Consider the following 13,657-nt stretch of genomic DNA (forward strand, 5'->3'; position numbering starts at 1 on the left):
ACCCAGATGCCCCGGTTTCCCATTGATCTGATTTCCGACACCAGCACCCGGCCCAGCGCCGGGATGCTGCAGGCGATGGCAGATGCGGAAACCGGAGACGAACAGCGCGGCGAAGATCCTACCACATTGGCCCTGTGTGAACGGATGGCCGATATGCTGGGGATGGAAGGTGCAATCTTTCTCCCCTCAGGCACCATGTGCAACCAGATCTCCTTTCTGGTGCACTGCCTTCCGGGTGATGAAATTCTGGCGGCTGAAAACGCCCATATCGTCCGCTCCGAAGGGGCAGGAGCATCGGCCCTGGCTGGCGCACAAATCCGAGGCATTCCCAGCGCATCGGGCATTTTCACCGCTGACGATGTCATTGCACGTCTCAACCGCAAACGAGACCGCGCCCCGGTATCGCGCCTAATCTCGGTTGAGCAATCCAGCAATTCCGGCGGTGGAGCGATTTGGCCTCTGGAATCGCTTCGTGAACTGGTTGCGCTGAAACAGGAACGTAACCTGATTTTGCATATGGATGGTGCGCGCCTGTTCAATGCCACCACGGCCAGCGGCATCTCACCTGGCAAGATGTGCAAAGGGTTCGACAGTGTCTGGGTCGACCTGTCCAAGGGGCTGGGCTGTCCCGTGGGTGCGGTTCTGGCCGGGTCTAAGGACTTCATCGCTCGCGCGTGGGTTTGGAAACATCGGCTGGGTGGCGCCATGCGCCAGTCCGGTGTGATTGCAGCCGCCGGGCTCTATGCGCTGGACCACAACATTGACCGCCTCATCCAAGACCACGAAAACGCCCGCCAGTTGGCAAGGCTGGTTGCAGATGTGCCAGGATTGCAGATCTCTCCCAGAGAGCCAGAAACCAACATCCTGTTTCTGGAACTTGCGGACAGTGGTCAAGGCACTGCACAAATGGCAACAACACTTGCCAAACATGGCGTTCGTTTGAACACTGAAGGCAAATCCCTGTTCCGTGCCGTGACACACTTGGACATAAGCGAAGCCCAGATCCAGCAAGCGGCAAAAGCCATAAGAGCGGCGCTCGCATCCTAGTTCTCACCGGGTCGCATGCGGCCAGGGCACGCGACTGCCCGCCCCTCGGTGGGCGTATGCTGCATCCGCCCGGTCAAGCGCTTGCCCTTTGTTGCGCCTCTCAGGCCCAGACCTCACGCTCGTCCTTCTGTCAGTTGCAGCCCCACTTTACCGCTTTTCACTCTCGACTTTTGCCCCCCAGCAGGAGTAACAGGGCACCGTTTGTCACGCCAGAGCCCGAGGTTGCCCCATGATCCCCACATCATTTCCCAGCAAAGAAGAAATCGCCCGCCTGTCCGCACGCATGTTGCTGGAAATCGGCGCGGTTGATTTCAACTCCAAAGAGCCCTTCACTCTGGCCTCTGGTCTGCCGTCGCCCTCTTACGTCGACTGCCGCAAGCTGATCTCATATCCGCGCATCCGCTCGACCCTGATGGATTTCCTGACCATCACCGTGATGCGCAACGCCGGGTTCGAGGCCTTTGACAACATCGCAGGTGGCGAGACCGCGGGCATCCCGTTTGGCGCTTTGGTTGCTGAACGCTTGGCCCTGCCGATGACCTATGTGCGCAAAAAGCCTAAGGGCTATGGCCGCAACGCTCGCATCGAAGGTGTGATGAAAGAAGGCGAGCGTGTGCTTCTGGTCGAAGACATGACCACCGATGGCGGCTCTAAGCTCAACTTTGTCGACGCGATCCGCGAAACCGGTGCCACCTGTGGCCACACCGCGCTGATCTTCTATTACGACATCTTCCCCGAAACCATCCAAAAGCTGGGCGACCATGGGGTCGAACTGCACTACCTCTGCACCTGGTGGGACGTGCTGGCCGAAGCCCGTGCGCAAGAATCCTTCTCAGCCGAAACTCTGGACGAAGTCGAAAAATTCCTCAAAGACCCGCGTGCCTGGCAGGACGCGCATAAATCCGCTTAACGCCACGCCCAAGATTATCAAGGCGGCCAGAACATTTGGCCGCCTTACTAACCATCGCAGACCGCCGTACACCCCATATTGCGGTGTTTGTGTTTTTCCCTACGTGATGTAGAGTGCGAGGAACAAGGGTTGGTTCGTTTTGAAGCCCCCTATTGTATCCTCTGTGTTATCCACAATCTGCCCACAGAGATTTCCAGATAGCCGTTGGCCCGCTAAGAGGCTTATAACCACGGTCAAACGATGAGAGCAGAAATGAACGAATTGACCCCTTTCGACGGCCCGCAGCCGCCAGCACCGATGCCAGAACAAATGCCAGCCAATGTCGAGGCTGCGTCGGAACCAGTGATGCCGCACTCGGTCGAGGCCGAGCAGCAGTTGCTTGGGGCCATTCTGACCAACAACGACGTCTATGACCGGATTGCTTCGGTCATCAATGCGTCTCATTTCTACGACCCGGTCCACACTCGTATCTACGAAATCGCCGCTGCGCGGATTTCCAAAAACGCGCTGGCTTCACCCGTCACGCTCAAGGCGTTCATGGAAGATGACGAAGGCCTCAAAGAACTCGGCGGCCCTGCCTATTTGGCCAAACTGGCTGGCGCTTCGATCTCGGCCTTTGCGGTGCGCGACTATGCCCAGATGATCTATGATCTGGCGATCCGTCGCGAGCTGATCGGCCTGGGACAGGACATCGCAGACAAGGCGCGCCGGGTTGATGTGGCCTCGGAACCCAAGGAACAAATCGTCGAAGCCGAACAATCGCTGTATAAACTGGCCGAACAGGGCCAGACAGAAAGCGGTTTCAAATCCTTCCTCAAGGCAGTGACCGAGGCCGTCAATGTCACCAACGAAGCCTATCAACGTGGTGGCGGCATGGCCGGGATCTCTACCGGGCTGGTTGATCTCGACAAACAGCTTGGTGGCTTGCACCCTTCGGATTTGCTGATCCTTGCGGGTCGTCCGTCGATGGGGAAAACCTCGCTGGCAACCAACATCGCCTATAACGTTGCCAAGGCCTATAAACGTGGCACCAGAAACGACGGCACCGAGGGCGCAATTGACGGCGGCGTGGTCGGCTTCTACTCGCTCGAGATGAGCGCCGAACAGCTGGCCGGTCGCATCCTTGCCGAAGCATCCGAAATCTCGTCCCACAAAATCCGCCAAGGTGACATGACCGAGGCTGAATTCCGAAAATTCGTTGAGGCCGCGAAAACGTTGGAAAGCTGCCCGCTGTTCATCGACGACACGCCAGCGCTGCCAATCTCTCAGCTTGCCGCCCGTGCCCGCCGCCTGAAACGAACCCACGGGTTGGACCTGCTGGTGATCGACTACCTGCAGCTCTGCCGTGGTACTGCCGAAAACCGTGTGAACGAAATCGGTGAGATTTCGATGGGCATGAAAGCCATCGCCAAGGAATTGCAGATCCCAGTGATCGCCCTGTCCCAGCTGTCGCGTCAGGTGGAACAACGTGACGATAAGCGCCCACAGCTGTCGGACCTTCGTGAATCGGGATCGATCGAGCAGGATGCCGACGTGGTGATGTTCGTGTACCGCGAGGAATACTATAAAGAGCGTGAAAAGCCCGGCGATCATGAGCTGGACAAGATGGAAGAGTGGAAAGAAGCAATGGAGCGCCTGCACGCCAAGGCCGAAGTTATCGTCGGCAAACAGCGTCACGGTCCCATCGGCACGGTCGAGCTTGGGTTCGAAGCGCAATTCACTCGCTTTGGCAACCTGGCCAAGGCCTGGCAAAACGGCCCGCGCGAAGACGAGTATTAAGTCGCTCAGATCGCCAGAGATTAGTAAGTGTAAGCCATTCAGACAAAAGATCTGAATGGCTTGCAGATCTTTTGAGATTCAACTCACCTCATAGAGCAATCTAGCATCCCTCTAGCAAGACTCTTTCAACGTATTAGATAACGTAAATAACTATGTGCAATAACCGTGTGAAAATCGCTCTTGTCACAGAAAATCAGTGTTGCGATATCTCCATTTTGACCAGGCGTAGGTAACCAGGTGACGACAAATTGATCATCGTTTTTGGTCTTGAGTTCCCATGTCTCTGCAACATTATACCATTCGCCCTTGTCCTTCTCCAAGAGCTTAAGCAAACCCGCCTTATGCTCACTACCGCAAACCAAATCCAAGCAACGATCCATAGTCATTTCTATTGGCATCAATGGCATTCCTTTCATTCAATTTTAACCTCACGTCATAGAGTATTCAAACATCACTCTAGCAAGAGTTTAAATTTGCACCATCCATTCAACCCTCCACCTGCAATTGAAAAACCGACACTGCCAAGTGCGGTTACACCTGCCACGGTCTTGCCCGGCATCACGCCGGGCAGCGCCTGACCTCCCCGCGGGAAGGCGCTTTGCATCTCCCCAAGGTCAGGCGCAGCCCTTATTGTGGTGTGACCCATGTTGCTGGTTTATTTGGTTGCGGCCCAAACTATGGCCACAGCCCCACGCTTGGCATTTGGTTCCTAAAACCGCTGCCATTCCCCCTTGACCCCTGCCCCGCGCGTGTCATGAACACCGCATGAGTACAGCAAGACTATCAATTGATCTGGATGCCCTGGCCACCAACTGGCGCAACCTCGATGCCCTTAGCTCGGGCGAAACCGCCGCCGTGGTCAAAGCCAACGGCTATGGCTTGGATGCTGGCCGAGTCGGCCAGGCCCTGGCCCGCGCTGGTGCGCGCAACTTCTTTGTCGCTGCGGCTGAGGAAGGCGTTGCCCTGCGTCGCGCTATCGGCCCTGACCTCGGCATTTCGGTGTTTTCCGGCCATATGGAGGGTGATGCCCGCCTGCTGCAGGAATTCAACCTGACCCCGATGCTCAACTCGGTTGACCAGATGCTGCGCCACTTTGAAAGCCTGCCCGGCCACAGTTTTGGCGTACAGCTAGATAGCGGCATGAACCGTCTAGGCATGGAGCCCGCCGAATGGGCCGCCCTGCGCGACATTGCACTGAGCCAAAACCCCGAACTGATCATGTCTCACCTCGCTTGTGCAGATGAAACCTATCACCAGATGAACGCGCTACAGCTCAAGGTCTTTCGTGAAATGACCGATGGCGTAAATGTGCCCCGTTCTCTGGCTGCAACTGGCGGCATATTGCTGGGCAAGGACTACCACTTTGATCTCTGTCGCCCCGGCATTGGTCTCTACGGTGGCCTGCCGTTCAGCGACGCTGTTCCGGTGATCAGTCTTGACCTGCCGGTGATCCAGGTCCGCGATATCCTGCCCGGCGAAAGCGTTGGCTATGGCAACACCTGGATTGCCCGCCGCCCCTCGCGCATCGCAACTGTAGCCGCCGGTTACGCCGATGGCCTGATCCGCGCCATGGGCTCGGGCGGCATTCACGCCCACGCCGGTGACACCGCCTGCCCGATTGTTGGCCGCGTCTCAATGGATCTGATCACCATTGACGTCACCGACCTGTCCGGCGATCCCGAGTATCTGAGCCTGATCAACCCGCAGCAAACTGTCGACAAAGTCGCCGACGCCGCTGGCACCATCGGCTACGAGATCCTCACTTCGCTGGGCCACCGTTACGCGCGGAGCTATTCCGGATGAACCCCATCTCCCTTTTGGCCCAGCTGGGCCGCGTGGTCCTGACTGCGCTGGCCGCCCTTGGTCGCCTGTCACTATTCGCCATCAGCACGCTTAGCCACATGCTGCGCCCCCCGTTCTACCCACGCGAGTTTTTCTCAGCTCTGCTGAACATCGGCTGGCTGTCCCTGCCCGTCGTTGGCCTCACCGCAGTATTCACCGGCGGCGCCCTCGCGCTGCAAATCTATTCCGGCGGTGCCCGCTTTAATGCCGAGGCCGTGGTGCCCCAGATCGTCGCCATTGGCATCGTGCGCGAGCTTGGCCCGGTGCTGGTTGGCCTGATGATCGCAGCCCGCGTCACTTCATCCATCGCAGCCGAAATCGCGACCATGAAAGTGACCGAGCAGATCGACGCGCTTGTCACGCTCTCGACCCACCCAATGAAATACCTCGTCGCCCCCCGTGTTGCTGCGGCGTTAATTACAGTGCCACTGCTGGTCGCCGTCGGTGACATCATCGGCATCGCCGGTGGCTATACCGTTGCCACCCAAAATCTCGGCTTCAACGCCGCCGCCTACATCAAGAACACCGTCGACTTTCTGGAGCTGCGCGACATCGTCTCCAGCCTGGTCAAAGGCTGCGCCTTTGGTGGTATCGCTGCCACCATGGGCTGTTACTACGGCATGCAGTCAGGCCGCGGCGCCCAGGGTGTGGGCGCTGCCACCAAATCCTCGGTCGAGGCCGCCGCCGTTCTGATCCTTGCCGCCAACTTTGTCCTGACCGGAGTGTTTTTCTCGCTATGATCCGCATGCAAAACGTCCACAAGGCCTTTGGCGACAATCGCGTGCTGCGCGGGCTAGATCTGGATATCCCTACTGGCACCTCGATGGTCATCATCGGCGGCTCTGGCACCGGCAAATCCGTGGCACTGAAAACCGTGTTGGGCCTTATTACCCCGGATTCCGGCACCATCCTGGTCGATGGCAAGCCCTCGGACAAAGGCGACCGCGACGCCTTCCTCGCCAAATTCGGCATGCTGTTCCAGGGTGGCGCGCTGTTTGACTCGCTCCCGGTCTGGCAAAACGTCGCGTTCCGCCTGCTGCGCGGCACGCTGAAGCGCCCAGTGGACGAGGCCCGCGAGATCGCCATCGAAAAACTCCGCCGCGTTGGTCTGAAATCCGATGTCGCCGACCGCTACCCGGCCGAGCTCTCAGGCGGCATGCAAAAACGCGTTGGCCTGGCCCGCGCCATCGCCGCCGAGCCCGAGATCATCTTCTTCGACGAGCCCACCACCGGGCTCGACCCCATCATGTCCGGCGTCATCAACGACCTGATCCGCGAGATCGTGGTCGAAATGGGCGCCACCGCCATGACCATCACCCACGACATGTCTTCTGTGAGGGCCATCGCCGACAACGTCGCTATGCTACACGACGGCGTGATCCAATGGACTGGCCCAGTGGCCGATATGGACGCCTCGGGCGATCCCTATCTGGATCAGTTTATCCATGGTCGAGCAGAAGGGCCGATTGAGGCGGTTCGGTGATGCCCGCTTGGCTGGACAGCGCCATCGCAGTGACTTTTCTGCTCAGCCCGTTTTTTGCAGCAATCACTACTATTGCTTTAGGAATAAGGCTCCTCCGCCTTCCGCGCCAACGGATAGTCGGAGCTACGCTAATTCTGCTCCCCGTTACATGCTTGGTTTGGTCGCTCTATTGGCTTCACTTGGCTTCAAACCAGCTACCCGAAGTTCATAAAGTCTATTTTGCCTTCCCAGCCATCCCTAGAGCCTTCTTTTTGACCACCTCAGTCATTCTTGGAACCGCCATAATCAAAAGCCCCTTTCGCACCCATTCAGTTTTTGCGCTACTTCTTTGCACAACTGCAGCCTTTGTCCATTTGCGACCATAACTGTCTTAACTGTCGAAATAGATCTCCAAAATGCTCCTCATCCTCTTCATGTTCCTCTGCCTGCCTCTGGCAATTCTCTTCTCTTTCCTCGCCAGCTTCCCGGTCCTGAAACAAAACCGCGCCCTTGGCAGCGCCCTTCTGACAACCGGCCTGCTCTGTGCCCTCTCCATCCTGTGGGAATTGCGGTTCGACATCACCGTGATCTCGCACATCTTCACCTACGACCAACTCAGCGCCGACTTTCAGACCTACTTCATGGCCCTCTACATCGCTTCCTTTGCGCTGGTCGTCCTTGCCCGCCTGCGCTGGAACCGAGACCACGGACGCGGCGTGTTGCTGATCCTCGCCATCGCCTTCTGGATCCTCGCCCCGCTCCCACACTACCTGATCAGCCCCGGCGCATTCGCGCACTAACCGGGAAACCCAGCCAAATTTTCCCCTCTTCCATTCGACCGCCAAACATCCCAAGTCTATCAGACCAAAGAATTTAGGACCTTACACTGAATGCTGATCCGACTACTCACCCTGTCCCTGCTGATCCTCTACCCTGTCGCCTGGTTCGCCCCGCTCATGCGCGCCGGCCTGTTGCCAATCTTCGGCCTCAGCGAGATCAGCGTCATCACCGGATTGCAAAGCCTCTGGGGCAGCGATGTCGTCCTTGCCCTCGTCGTCACCGTATTCGCGATATTTGCCCCCTACCTCAAAACCATCGGCCTGGCGCTGGTACAGTGGAACCTGCTCGATCCCCGCGCCCAACCTGTGCTGCATATCCTCGGCAAGCTGGCCATGGCCGACGTCTTCCTGATCGCGCTCTACATCACCCTGGCCAAGGGCATCGGCTACGTCACCATCGAGGTCGCCTGGGGCCTCTACATGTTCACCGCCTGCATCCTCGCCTCCATCACCCTTGGCTTGATCACCGAAAAACAACGCAGGTCTGCGCCGGGTCAATGACGGCCATGGGACGCCTTGCGCAGCAAGGTCGCAGATCATTGACGCGGTACAGAGCTGCATAACACTTACACTGGCGCGTTCAGGGCAGACCTGCCCCTGAACCGCTTCCCCAGCAAAACCTTCACGCCGCGCAGCGGCGCCACGCCCAAGCCTGCAAAGGCGCGGGACTGCACCGAGAACATCTTGAACAAACCCTGAACATCGGGCACAAGGCTCATATGGCTAAATCAAAATCTTTCTCCTGTTCCGCCTGCAACGCCAGCTTCTCGAAATGGTCGGGCCGCTGCGAGGGCTGCGGCGAATGGAACACCATCGCGCAAACCACCGCTCTGTCGACAGGGCCGGGCAAAAAGTCTCTGGGCAATACCCGTGGCAACACCATCGTTCTAAGCGATCTGGCAACCAAGGAAACCCCGCCCCCCCGCACCCTCTGTGGTGTAGGTGAACTCGACCGGGTACTGGGCGGTGGATTGGTCGCTGGATCAGCCATTCTGGTTGGCGGCGATCCAGGCATCGGCAAATCCACCCTGCTATTGCAAGCCGCCGCACAATTTGCCCGGACCGGGGTGAAAACCATCTATGTCAGTGGCGAGGAAGCCACCGCCCAGGTCCGCATGCGTGCCCAAAGGTTGGAACTATCGCAGGCGCCTGTGCAATTGGCCGCCGAAACCAACCTGCGCGACATCCTCACCACGATCGAGGCGGAAAAGCCGCAACTTGTGATCATCGATTCAATCCAGACCATGTGGGTCGACAATGTTGACAGCGCGCCCGGCTCCGTTAGCCAGGTACGTGCCGCTGCGCATGAGCTGACCAGTTTTGCCAAGCGTAACGGCATTTCCATCATAATGGTCGGTCATGTCACCAAAGACGGTCAGATCGCCGGCCCCCGCGTGGTGGAACATATGGTCGACACTGTACTCTATTTCGAAGGTGAGCGCGGCCACCAGTTCCGAGTGTTGCGCGCCGTGAAAAACCGCTTTGGTCCGGCTGACGAAATCGGTGTGTTTGAAATGACCGGACGCGGTCTTGCCGAAGTCACCAATCCCTCCGCCCTGTTCCTATCCGAACGCGGCGAACCCAGCCCCGGATCTGTGGTCTTTGCTGGCATCGAAGGCACCCGCCCGGTGCTGGTCGAAATGCAGGCACTGGTCGCCCCCTCCCCTCATTCACAGCCGCGTCGCGCCGTGGTGGGGTGGGATTCGTCCCGCCTTGCGATGATTCTCGCGGTGCTCGAGGCCCGCTGTGGAATCCCCTTTGCCGGGTTGGATGTGTACTTGAACGTTGCTGGCGGTATGAAAATTTCCGAACCCGCCGCCGACTTGGCCGTGGCCGCGGCCCTGCTCAGCGCCCGCGAAGACACCGCCTTGCCCGCTGACACTGCTATTTTTGGCGAAATATCTCTGTCTGGGGCCCTCAGACCTGCCCCTCAGACAGAAAACCGGTTGAAAGAGGCGCAGAAACTTGGTTTTACCGCTGCCATAGCTCCAAGCGGCGGCAAGTCTGTCTCGATAAAAGGGATCGGTTTACGCCGAGTAACCGATTTGACAGGTTTTGTTGGCGATTTCTTTGGGGCCGGCTAAGGTCGCACAAATTTCGATCGCAGAATTAAACGGGCGAGGGACATGGAAGGTTTCACAATAATTGACGGGGTTGTCGCCCTGATCATAGTAGTATCGGCACTGCTGGCATACGCGCGCGGCTTTGCCCGCGAAGCCATGGCCATCGCCGGTTGGATTGCAGCAGCAATACTCGCATTCATCTTTGCGCCTCAGGTCGAACCGATGATGGCCGAGATCCCAGTCGTAGGTGAGTTCATCTCGGATAGTTGCGAACTTTCAATCATTGCAGCCTTTGCTGCAGTCTTTGCATTGGCGCTGATTATCGTCTCTTTCTTCACGCCACTGTTCTCATCGCTGGTTCAGCGTTCTGCGATTGGTGGGCTGGATCAGGGCGTCGGCTTTTTCTTTGGCGTATTGCGCGGCATCCTTTTGGTCGCCATTGCCTTCTTCCTCTATGATGTCGTGATGACCGGACAGTCGTTTACAATGGTTGACGAAAGCCGCTCGGCGCTGGTGTTCGAGAACATGATTTCCAAAATCGAAGACCGCGACCCCGAACAGGCTCTGGGCTGGGTTACTCAGCAGTATGAAAACCTGATTGGTCACTGTCAGAAATAAGCGGGCCGCTTATGGACCGTTGCAGGGCGCCCAATGGGCGCCCTTTTTCGTTGCACGCCTTATTTTCACCGCTTTACTGAAAACCATCCCGGCAATTTATTAACGCAAATTACACCCGTTAACCTTTTGTTAACGAAGAAGAATCATTTGATTCGACAATTTTGAATTCTCTTGGTCGAGTAGCGCCAAAAGTTAACAAATTCTAGCCTGAGAGGCAAAACAGTTAACAAACCGCAGTAAAAATGCCGAATTATCCCTAAAAAAGAAACCAAATCCGCAATCGGCCCCATCCGTGCCCCAATTTGGACCAATTTCGCTGGCCATGTGTACCCAAGACAGAACGTCAGGTACTCCCGACCAGAAGGAACGACAAAATGCTACTGGATCACTTCAACTCTTTCGCAGACTTTCAGTCGGTGGATCTGCTGATGGATTTTCCGGTTTCCAAGCCCGAGCCTCGCCCGGTACGTCGTCCCCGTCCTCAGGCCGGTGGTTTCCTGCCTGACACTCTGATCGAAACCGACCGCGGTTTTCTGCAAATGCGTGACGTCAAACCTGGCGACAGCATCTACACCTTTGATGGTGGCGCTCAGGAAGTGAAATCCATCAAGCACGGTGTTCCACGCCTCACCACTCTGGTTCACGTTCCCGCTGGCGCCCTTGGCAACGACACAGACCTGCTGCTGCCGTCGGATCAGATGGTTGCGCTGGAACTGGACGCCGCCGAGCGCCTGTTCGACGTTGCTCTGGTCATGACCAAGCTGATTTCGCTGGTTGGCTACAAAGGTATCGCCGCCGCCATGCCCGAGCGTATGGCCCGCATTCACGTCAAGTTTGACGAAGAAGAGCTGATCTGGGCTGAAAGCGGTATGCTGATGCAGGCCGCTGGCGATAGCCTCGACTCGGCGTTCCGCAAACTGTCCTTGGCTGAAACCCGCCAGATCCTGGCCAGCGAAGACGGCCGCGCCCTGGCGCTGACTGGAATGGATCCGCTGCCCGCAGCCGCGCCAAGCCCGCTGGACGACATTCTGGCGCCAATGGCTGCCTGATCGAAATTACTCCCTGACTTACAGGCCCGCCCGCGCGGGCCTTTTCTTTTTTTCACATCTGCATCTTGCTGCGTCAAATGATCTGCCGCAAAATTGTGATCCTTTGGTGACAACTGCGGCCTAACGTTCTATGTCGTGGCCAACGCCCCAAACGGATTCGAAGCCACCCGCCTTGCCGATGCCGCAGATGCCCTCCGTTACCGCCTTTGAAACCAACACCCCGCATATTTCGTGCGGCACTGTTGATGCAGGCCCGGTGCAGATCACTCTTCAGCTTGAATACGCAAGGCCAACATGGTCACGAACTCTAACCCGGGGCTGCCTCGGCCTAGGCCTTAACAGCTAATTATGGTTGAGCCCGCTCAGCCAGCACAACGCGCAATGTGAAAGTGGAGCCACTGAATGTGTGGGATTTTGGGGATCGCAAGCCGGTCTGATGACGTCTTTGCGGAAATCTACGACGGCTTGTTGATGTTGCAGCACCGGGGCCAAGACGCCTCGGGCATCGTGACCTATAGCGGCGAGTTTTTTCGCGAGAAAAAGTCCAATGGTCTGGTCAAAGATGTCTTTGACGCCAAAGACGCCGAAACGCTGACCGGCAAGGTTGGCATGGGCCACGTCCGCTACCCAACCGCCGGCTCACTTAGCGCGTCTGAGGCACAACCGTTCTTTGTGAACGCGCCATACGGCATCTACCTTGTCCACAACGGCAACATCACCAACACCACCGAACAGCGCGAGAAAGTCACCGGCAAATACAGCCGTCATCTGCGCACCACGTCTGATTCAGAAATCCTCCTGAACGTTCTGGCGGATAAGATCTCCGACAGCATCAAGGTCAACGGCACCGGCGATCCCAAGCGCAACCTGTTTGCGGGCGTCAAAATGACGATGGAGCGTGTTCAAGGTGCGTATTCTGTCATCACGCTGATCGCTGGCGTTGGCATGATGGCCTTCCGTGACCCCCACGGTATCCGTCCCCTTTCGGTTGCTCAGCGCACCAATGAAGATGGCACCAACGATTACGCCTTTGCCTCGGAAGATGTGGCTTTTGGCATCAACGGTTTTGAAAAACTACGTGATGTAAACCCTGGTGAAGCCATCCTGATCGATCTCGACGGCAATATGCACAGCTTCCAGGCCGTTGAGGGTAAACTGACACCCTGCATTTTTGAATATGTCTATCTGGCGCGTCCGGATTCCATGCTGGATGGCATTTCCGTCTACAAAACCCAGCTGCGGATGGGCCAGACCTTGGCTAAACAAATCCAGGAAGCCGGGCTGGAAATCGACAGTATCATTCCTGTTCCGGATTCTGCACGCCCAGTGGCACTGGAAGTGGCAAACGCCACTGGCATCCGTTACCGCGAAGGCTTGGTGAAAAACCGCTATGTCGGCCGAACCTTCATCATGCATGGTCAGGCCGAGCGTCAGAAATCCGTACGTCGCAAGCTGAACGCAATTCCGCTTGAGATGAAAGATCTGAACGTGCTGCTGATCGACGACTCTATCGTGCGTGGCAACACAATCAAAAAGATCGTTCAGATGTGCCGTGACGCCGGTGCCAAAAACGTCTACGTCGCCAGCGCCTCGCCGCCTGTCAAATTCCCGAATGTCTACGGCATCGACATGCCAACCAAGCACGAACTGGTCGCCGACAAGCGCACGCTGGAAGAGATTCGGCAGGAACTGGGTGCTGATGCTCTGATTTATCAGAAGCTCGATGACCTGATCTGGGCTGCAAAAGAAGGTAACAAGGACATCACCCAGTTTGATTGTTCTTGTTTTGATGGCAACTACCTGACCGGTAGTGTCAGTCAAGACTACCTGTCCGCACTGGAAAGTAGCAGCCGGGTTAGCAGCAAGATCAAGGACATGCCACACGCCGGGGATTCCTGGAATGGCTCCAAGCTGGCGACCTAACGCACGAGTCTCAATCGCAAGCTGTGGATAAAATCCGCTTATGCTATCCGGTTGGAAAACGAACAATTGAGTTTTGAGATCGATGGGTGTACCAGCGCCTCTGATCCAAATTTGGAGGCGCTGTC

Annotated in this window: 14 protein-coding genes; 12 read left to right on the plus strand and 2 right to left on the minus strand. The window is 57.2% G+C overall.

Going from position 1 to position 13,657, the window contains the following annotated elements; translation table 11 throughout:
* The first annotated feature begins 6 nt into the window (after positions 1-6).
* The 3 genes from AC2T28_RS11565 (at position 7) to AC2T28_RS11575 (ending at position 3,736) form a co-directional block, all read left to right on the plus strand.
* Positions 7-1,047, plus strand: a complete 1,041-nt coding sequence (locus AC2T28_RS11565; RefSeq protein ID WP_486749144.1) for a threonine aldolase family protein — start codon at positions 7-9, stop codon at positions 1,045-1,047.
* A 229-nt stretch (positions 1,048-1,276) separates the two neighbouring features.
* A complete protein-coding gene (locus tag AC2T28_RS11570) occupies positions 1,277-1,957 on the plus strand; it encodes an orotate phosphoribosyltransferase (RefSeq protein WP_486749145.1) in 681 nt (226 codons plus the stop codon).
* 252 nt (positions 1,958-2,209) lie between these two features.
* Positions 2,210-3,736, plus strand: coding sequence for a replicative DNA helicase (locus AC2T28_RS11575; protein ID WP_486749146.1), 1,527 nt, complete (start codon positions 2,210-2,212; stop codon positions 3,734-3,736).
* Between the two features lie 125 nt (positions 3,737-3,861).
* Here AC2T28_RS11575 and AC2T28_RS11580 read toward each other — a convergent pair whose 3' ends face one another.
* On the minus strand, positions 3,862-4,152 hold the full coding sequence (locus AC2T28_RS11580) for a hypothetical protein (RefSeq protein WP_486749147.1): 291 nt from the start codon (positions 4,150-4,152) through the stop codon (positions 3,862-3,864).
* A 349-nt stretch (positions 4,153-4,501) separates the two neighbouring features.
* On the opposite strand from AC2T28_RS11580, the gene alr reads away from it, so the two are divergent.
* The 5 genes from alr (at position 4,502) to AC2T28_RS11605 (ending at position 8,380) form a co-directional block, all read left to right on the plus strand.
* Positions 4,502-5,539 (plus strand): alanine racemase, encoded by a 1,038-nt coding sequence (gene alr, locus AC2T28_RS11585; RefSeq protein ID WP_486749148.1) that lies wholly within the window; start codon positions 4,502-4,504, stop codon positions 5,537-5,539.
* The gene (locus tag AC2T28_RS11590) at positions 5,536-6,318 is read left to right on the plus strand and encodes an MlaE family ABC transporter permease (protein ID WP_486749149.1); all 783 of its coding nucleotides are present in this window, start codon (positions 5,536-5,538) and stop codon (positions 6,316-6,318) included. Before alr ends, AC2T28_RS11590 begins: the two co-directional genes overlap by 4 nt.
* Positions 6,315-7,061 carry an ABC transporter ATP-binding protein gene (locus tag AC2T28_RS11595; RefSeq protein WP_486749150.1) on the plus strand — a complete coding sequence of 249 codons (747 nt, stop codon included), beginning with the start codon at positions 6,315-6,317 and terminating at the stop codon, positions 7,059-7,061. The genes AC2T28_RS11590 and AC2T28_RS11595 overlap by 4 nt, the downstream gene beginning before the upstream one ends.
* Positions 7,062-7,456: 395 nt before the next feature.
* Positions 7,457-7,840 (plus strand): hypothetical protein, encoded by a 384-nt coding sequence (locus AC2T28_RS11600; protein ID WP_486749151.1) that lies wholly within the window; start codon positions 7,457-7,459, stop codon positions 7,838-7,840.
* A gap of 90 nt (positions 7,841-7,930) precedes the next feature.
* A complete protein-coding gene (locus AC2T28_RS11605) occupies positions 7,931-8,380 on the plus strand; it encodes a paraquat-inducible protein A (RefSeq protein ID WP_486749152.1) in 450 nt (149 codons plus the stop codon).
* A gap of 65 nt (positions 8,381-8,445) precedes the next feature.
* Here the strand turns inward: AC2T28_RS11605 and AC2T28_RS11610 are convergent, their stop codons facing one another.
* Positions 8,446-8,598 carry a hypothetical protein gene (locus tag AC2T28_RS11610; RefSeq protein WP_486749153.1) on the minus strand — a complete coding sequence of 51 codons (153 nt, stop codon included), beginning with the start codon at positions 8,596-8,598 and terminating at the stop codon, positions 8,446-8,448.
* Between AC2T28_RS11610 and radA the strand changes: the two genes are divergently transcribed.
* From radA to purF, 4 genes are all read left to right on the plus strand, one after another.
* Positions 8,599-9,963 (plus strand): DNA repair protein RadA, encoded by a 1,365-nt coding sequence (radA, locus tag AC2T28_RS11615; protein ID WP_486749154.1) that lies wholly within the window; start codon positions 8,599-8,601, stop codon positions 9,961-9,963.
* A gap of 42 nt (positions 9,964-10,005) precedes the next feature.
* Complete coding sequence (locus AC2T28_RS11620) at positions 10,006-10,560, plus strand: CvpA family protein (RefSeq protein ID WP_486749155.1); 555 nt, start codon at positions 10,006-10,008, stop codon at positions 10,558-10,560.
* 374 nt (positions 10,561-10,934) lie between these two features.
* Complete coding sequence (locus tag AC2T28_RS11625; protein WP_486749156.1) at positions 10,935-11,609, plus strand: Hint domain-containing protein; 675 nt, start codon at positions 10,935-10,937, stop codon at positions 11,607-11,609.
* Between the two features lie 402 nt (positions 11,610-12,011).
* Positions 12,012-13,532, plus strand: coding sequence for an amidophosphoribosyltransferase (gene purF / locus AC2T28_RS11630; RefSeq protein WP_486749157.1), 1,521 nt, complete (start codon positions 12,012-12,014; stop codon positions 13,530-13,532).
* The last annotated feature ends 125 nt before the right edge of the window (positions 13,533-13,657 follow it).

The sequence above is a fragment of the Parasedimentitalea nitratireducens genome, assembly GCF_057444295.1.